Origin of the sequence: Aeromonas finlandensis, from assembly GCF_000764645.1 — a bacterium.
Classification (GTDB): Bacteria; Pseudomonadota; Gammaproteobacteria; order Enterobacterales; family Aeromonadaceae; genus Aeromonas; species Aeromonas finlandensis.
This window is the reverse complement of record NZ_JRGK01000068.1, coordinates 1-5,528: the sequence shown is the minus strand read 5'-3', so window position 1 is coordinate 5,528 and position 5,528 is coordinate 1. Positions and strand designations below refer to the sequence as shown.

The following is a 5,528-nucleotide window of genomic DNA, read 5'->3' as shown; positions in this document are numbered from 1 at the left end:
GTGCGCATCGTCATCAACAACCAGGTCGGTTTCACCACCTCCTATATCCGTGACCTGCGCTCCACCGAATATTGCACCGACATCGCCAAGGCGGTGCAGGCGCCGGTGCTGCACGTCAACGGGGATGATCCACAAGCCGTGGTGCTGGTGACCCAGATTGCGCTGGATTACCGCAACACCTTCAAACGCGACGTGGTGATCGAGCTGGTCTGCTACCGTCGTCACGGTCACAACGAAGCGGACGAGCCGAGTGCGACCCAGCCGCTGATGTACCAGAAGATCAAACAGCACCCGACCCCGCGCAAGATCTACGCCGATCAGCTGGTGGCCGAGGGATGCGTCAGCCAGGAGCTGGCGACCACCCTGGTCAACGAGTATCGCGAGACTCTGGATCGCGGCGAGAGGGTGAGCAAAGAGTGGCGGCCGATGGAGCTGCACTCCGTCGACTGGACACCGTACCTCGGTCACGACTGGGCGATGAACTATGACAGCACCTTGCCGCTGGATTACCTCAAATCCCTCGGCGAGCGGGTGAGCCAGTATCCGGCGACCCATGTGCTGCAGCGTCAGGTCGAGAAGATTTACGAAGACCGTCGTCTGATGGCGGCGGGCGAGAAGCTGCTGGATTGGGGCTTTGCCGAGACCCTGGCCTACGCCACTCTGGTGGACAAGGGTTCCCGCATCCGCTTTACCGGTGAAGACTCCGGCCGTGGCACCTTCTTCCATCGCCACGCCGTGCTGCACAATCAGGCTGATGCCAGCACCTACACCCCGCTGTGCAACCTGCACGACGAGCAGGGGCCGTTCGAGATTTACGACTCGGTGCTGACCGAGAACGCGGTACTGGCCTTTGAATATGGCTACGCCAGCGCCGAGCCAGCTGGCCTCACCATCTGGGAAGCCCAGTTCGGCGATTTCGCCAACTGCGCCCAGGTAGTGGTGGATCAGTTCCTCTCCTCCGGCGAGCAGAAGTGGGGCCGGATGTGCGGCCTGACCATGCTGCTGCCGCACGGTTACGAGGGGCAGGGGCCGGAGCACTCCTCCGCCCGTCTCGAGCGTTATCTGCAGATGTGCGCCCAGCACAACATGCAGGTGTGCGTGCCCTCTACCCCGGCGCAGGTATTCCATATGCTGCGTCGTCAGGTAGTGCGCCCGATGCGCCGTCCGCTCATCGTGATGACCCCCAAATCCCTGCTGCGCCACCCGCTGGCGGTGAGCAAGCTCGACGAGCTGGCTGACGGTACCTTCCAGAACGCCATCGGCGAGCTCGATGCGCTGGATCCGAAAGCGGTCAAGCGCGTGGTGTTCTGCTCCGGCAAGGTCTACTACGACCTGCTCGATGCCCGTCGCAAGGCCGAGCAGCAAGATGTGGCACTGGTGCGAATTGAGCAGCTCTACCCCTTCCCGGAAGAGGAAGTGCGCGCCATTCTGGCCGACTACAGCCATGTCACCGACTTTGTCTGGTGTCAGGAAGAGCCGCAGAACCAGGGCGCCTGGTACTGCAGTCGTCACAACTACGATGGCGTGCTGCCGGTCGGTGCCACCCTGCGTTATGCCGGTCGCCCCGCGTCAGCCTCACCGGCCGTCGGTTACATGTCTGTCCACGCCAAGCAGCAGAAAGCCTTGGTGGAAGATGCCCTTACCCTGTAAAGCCTCTGGCATAGAAGTAAAAAGGAACTGATTGGATGACTATCGAAATCAAGGTACCGGATCTGCCGGAATCAGTGGCCGATGCCACTATCGCCACCTGGCACAAAAAACCGGGCGATCTGGTCGCCCGTGACGAAGTGCTGGTCGACATCGAGACCGACAAGGTGGTGCTGGAAGTACCGGCCCCGCAAGCCGGTGTGCTGGGGGATATTCTGCAAGGGGAAGGGGCGACCGTGTTGTCCCGTCAACTGATTGCCATCCTCACCGCCGCTCCGGTGGCTGGTGAAGAGACCAAGGCGAAACCGGCTGAAGCGGTAGCCGATGAGGGCGCCGATGGCCTGAGCCCCTCCGTGCGTCGTCTTATCGGCGAGCACGACATTGACGTGGCCAAGCTGACCGGCACCGGCAAGGGCGGTCGCATCACCAAGGAAGATGTGGAAGCCTACATCAAGGCCCTGAGCAAGCCTGCTGCTGCCCCCGTGGCTGCCGCTGCCGCTCCGGCGGCCAAGGTGGCGCCGCTCAGCGGTCGCAGCGACAAGCGGGTGCCGATGACCCGTCTGCGCAAGCGCATTGCCGAGCGTCTGCTGGAAGCGAAAAACACCACCGCCATGCTGACCACCTTCAACGAGGTCAACATGAAGCCCATCATGGATCTGCGCAAGCAGTACGGCGAGATCTTCGAGAAGAAGCACGGCATCAAGCTCGGCTTCATGTCCTTCTACGTCAAAGCGGTAGTCGAATCCCTCAAGCGCTATCCGGAAGTGAACGCGGCGCTCGATGGTGATGACGTGGTTTACCACAACTACTTCGATGTCAGCATCGCCGTCTCCACCCCGCGCGGGCTGGTGACCCCGGTGCTGCGCGACTGCGATAACATGAGCCTGGCGGACATCGAGAAGGCCATCAAGGATCTGGCGGGCAAGGGCCGCGACGGCAAACTGACCGTGGATGAACTGACTGGCGGCAACTTCACCATCACCAACGGTGGCGTGTTCGGCTCCCTGATGTCCACCCCGATCATCAACCCGCCCCAGAGCGCCATTCTGGGGATGCACAAGATCCAGGATCGCCCGATGGCGGTCGCTGGCAAGGTCGAGATCCTGCCGATGATGTACCTGGCACTCTCCTACGATCACCGTCTCATCGACGGACGCGAATCGGTAGGTTTCCTGGTCTCCGTCAAGGAGCTGCTGGAAGACCCGACTCGTCTGTTGCTGGACGTCTGAGCACTGTAATACCCGAGCGAACGAAAGATAACGAGGGGCCGCCCAGGCCCCCATTCACAGGGGATTGAGAAACACCAGCCCCGGACGGAAATACCTACAACACGGATAGAGCATCTATGAATCTGCATGAATATCAGGCAAAACAGCTGTTTGCCGAGTATGGCCTGCCGGTCTCCGAAGGTTATGCCTGTGCTACCCCACAAGAAGCGGCCGAAGCGGCTGACAAGATTGGCGGCAATATCTGGGTCGTCAAATGCCAGGTGCACGCCGGTGGCCGCGGTAAAGCGGGCGGCGTGAAAGTGGCCAAGAGCAAGGATGAGATCCGTGCCTTCGCCCAGAACTGGCTTGGCAAAAATCTGGTGACTTACCAGACCGACGCCAACGGCCAGCCGGTCACCAAGATCCTGGTTGAATCTTGCACCGACATCGACAAAGAGCTCTACCTGGGCGCCGTGGTTGACCGTGGCTCACGCCGCGTGGTCTTCATGGCCTCGACCGAAGGTGGCGTGGACATCGAGAAGATTGCCCACGAAACCCCCCATTTGATCCACAAGGCGGCCATCGATCCGCTGGTGGGTCCGCAGACTTATCAGGCCCGCGAACTGGCCTTCAAACTGGGTCTGGTCGGCGATCAGATCAAACAGTTCACCAAGATCTTCATGGGTCTGGGCAAGATGTTCCTCGACTGCGACTTCGCACTGCTGGAGATCAACCCGCTGGTGATCACCAAGCAGGGCAACCTGCACTGCCTGGATGGCAAGATCAACATCGACGCCAACGCCCTCTATCGTCAGCCCAAGCTACGCGAGATGCACGACCCGTCACAAGATGACCCCCGCGAAGCGCACGCTGCCCAGTGGGAGCTGAACTATGTGGCCCTCGATGGCAACATCGGCTGCATGGTCAACGGCGCGGGTCTGGCCATGGGCACCATGGACATCGTCAACCTGCACGGCGGCAAGCCAGCCAACTTCCTCGACGTTGGCGGTGGCGCCACCAAGGAGCGGGTGACCGAGGCGTTCAAGATCATCCTCTCCGACAGCAACGTCAAAGCGGTGCTGGTCAACATCTTCGGCGGCATCGTGCGCTGCGACATGATCGCGGAAGGCATCATCGGTGCGGTCAAGGAAGTGGGGGTCAAGGTGCCCGTGGTCGTGCGTCTGGAAGGCAACAATGCCGAGTTGGGTGGTATCAAGCTGGCCGAGAGCGGCCTCAACATCATTGCGGCCAAGAGTCTGACCGATGCCGCGCAGCAAGTCGTCAAAGCAGCGGAGGCCAACTGATGAGCGTACTGATTAACAAGGAAACCCGAGTCATCTGTCAGGGCTTTACCGGCGGTCAGGGTACTTTCCACTCCGAGCAGGCGCTCTCTTACGGCACCCAGCTGGTGGGCGGCGTCTCCCCGGGCAAGGGCGGCACCACCCATCTGGGCCTGCCGGTGTTCAACACCGTTCGTGACGCGGTTGAAGCGACCGGCGCCACTGCCTCCGTCATCTATGTTCCGGCACCGTTCTGCAAGGACGCGATCCTGGAAGCGATCGACGCGGGCATCAAGCTGATCGTCACCATCACCGAAGGCATCCCGACTCTGGATATGCTGGATGTGAAAGTGAAGCTGCAAGAGACCGGCGTGCGGATGATCGGCCCCAACTGCCCGGGTGTGATCACCCCGGGTGAGTGCAAGATCGGCATCATGCCGGGCCATATTCACAAGCCGGGCAAGGTGGGCATCGTCTCCCGCTCCGGCACCCTGACCTACGAAGCGGTCAAGCAGACCACTGACGAAGGCTTTGGCCAGTCCACCTGCGTCGGTATCGGTGGCGACCCCATCCCGGGCTCCAACTTTATCGACATTCTGGAGATGTTCCAGAACGACCCGCAGACCGAAGCGATCGTGATGATCGGCGAGATCGGCGGCAACGCCGAGGAAGACGCGGCCGCCTATATCAAGGCCCATGTCACCAAGCCGGTGGTCTCCTATATCGCCGGTGTTACCGCACCTCCCGGCAAGCGGATGGGCCACGCTGGCGCCATCATCTCCGGTGGCAAGGGTACCGCCGCCGAGAAGTTTGCCGCGCTGGAAGATGCTGGTGTGAAAACCGTCCGCTCCCTGGCCGATATCGGCAAGGCCCTGCGCGAAGTGACTGGCTGGTAATTCCTGTTAGCCCGTTATCTCTAATGAAAAAGCCGCCCGATGAGCGGCTTTTTTATTGTGATGGATAGGTTCTTCCTTACCGTAATCATGCATTTGTATTTTGCGATTCGAACCTACAAGTCAATTCCAACTAGGATTGAGGTTTTTTAGACTCTAATAAAGACTTTATCTTTCCTAATGAGTCAAGCGCTCCATCAAGTGTTTGATGAACAGGTGTCTTATCCCCATGCTTCTTATCTAATGTCTCTGATGCATTTTTTGATACGGCATCTATTGCCGCCTCAAGAAGTTTATTCATAAGTACAGGGGTTTCCTCACCTAATGCTTCAATCTGTGTTTTGAAGTTTTGGAATGATTTAGCCAAAGCTTCTTTATGAGCATATTCTTGTTGTAAGCGTAGTGCCTCGCTTCTTCTTTTTGAAGAGAACAACGCCAGCCATATTACAGGTATAATGATAGGTGCTTTATATAAAATATTAGAGGCCAATGTCGTTAAT

5 protein-coding genes are annotated in these 5,528 nt (G+C 59.2%); 4 read left to right on the top strand and 1 reads right to left on the bottom strand.

What is annotated here, in order from left to right; all coding sequences use genetic code 11:
• From sucA to sucD, 4 genes are all read left to right on the top strand, one after another.
• Positions 1-1,650 (top strand): 2-oxoglutarate dehydrogenase E1 component (gene sucA, locus LD28_RS0108575; RefSeq protein ID WP_033136561.1); only part of this gene is annotated, 1,650 nt, incomplete at its 5' end.
• 35 nt (positions 1,651-1,685) lie between these two features.
• Positions 1,686-2,876, top strand: a complete 1,191-nt coding sequence (odhB, locus tag LD28_RS0108570) for a 2-oxoglutarate dehydrogenase complex dihydrolipoyllysine-residue succinyltransferase (protein WP_033136560.1) — start codon at positions 1,686-1,688, stop codon at positions 2,874-2,876.
• 116 nt (positions 2,877-2,992) lie between these two features.
• Positions 2,993-4,159 (top strand): ADP-forming succinate--CoA ligase subunit beta, encoded by a 1,167-nt coding sequence (gene sucC / locus LD28_RS0108565; protein ID WP_033136559.1) that lies wholly within the window; start codon positions 2,993-2,995, stop codon positions 4,157-4,159.
• Positions 4,159-5,031, top strand: a complete 873-nt coding sequence (gene sucD / locus LD28_RS0108560; RefSeq protein ID WP_033136558.1) for a succinate--CoA ligase subunit alpha — start codon at positions 4,159-4,161, stop codon at positions 5,029-5,031. Before sucC ends, sucD begins: the two co-directional genes overlap by 1 nt.
• 130 nt (positions 5,032-5,161) lie before the next feature.
• Here sucD and LD28_RS23345 read toward each other — a convergent pair.
• Positions 5,162-5,528: hypothetical protein (locus LD28_RS23345; protein ID WP_479321927.1), on the bottom strand; the 367-nt coding region annotated here is incomplete at its 5' end.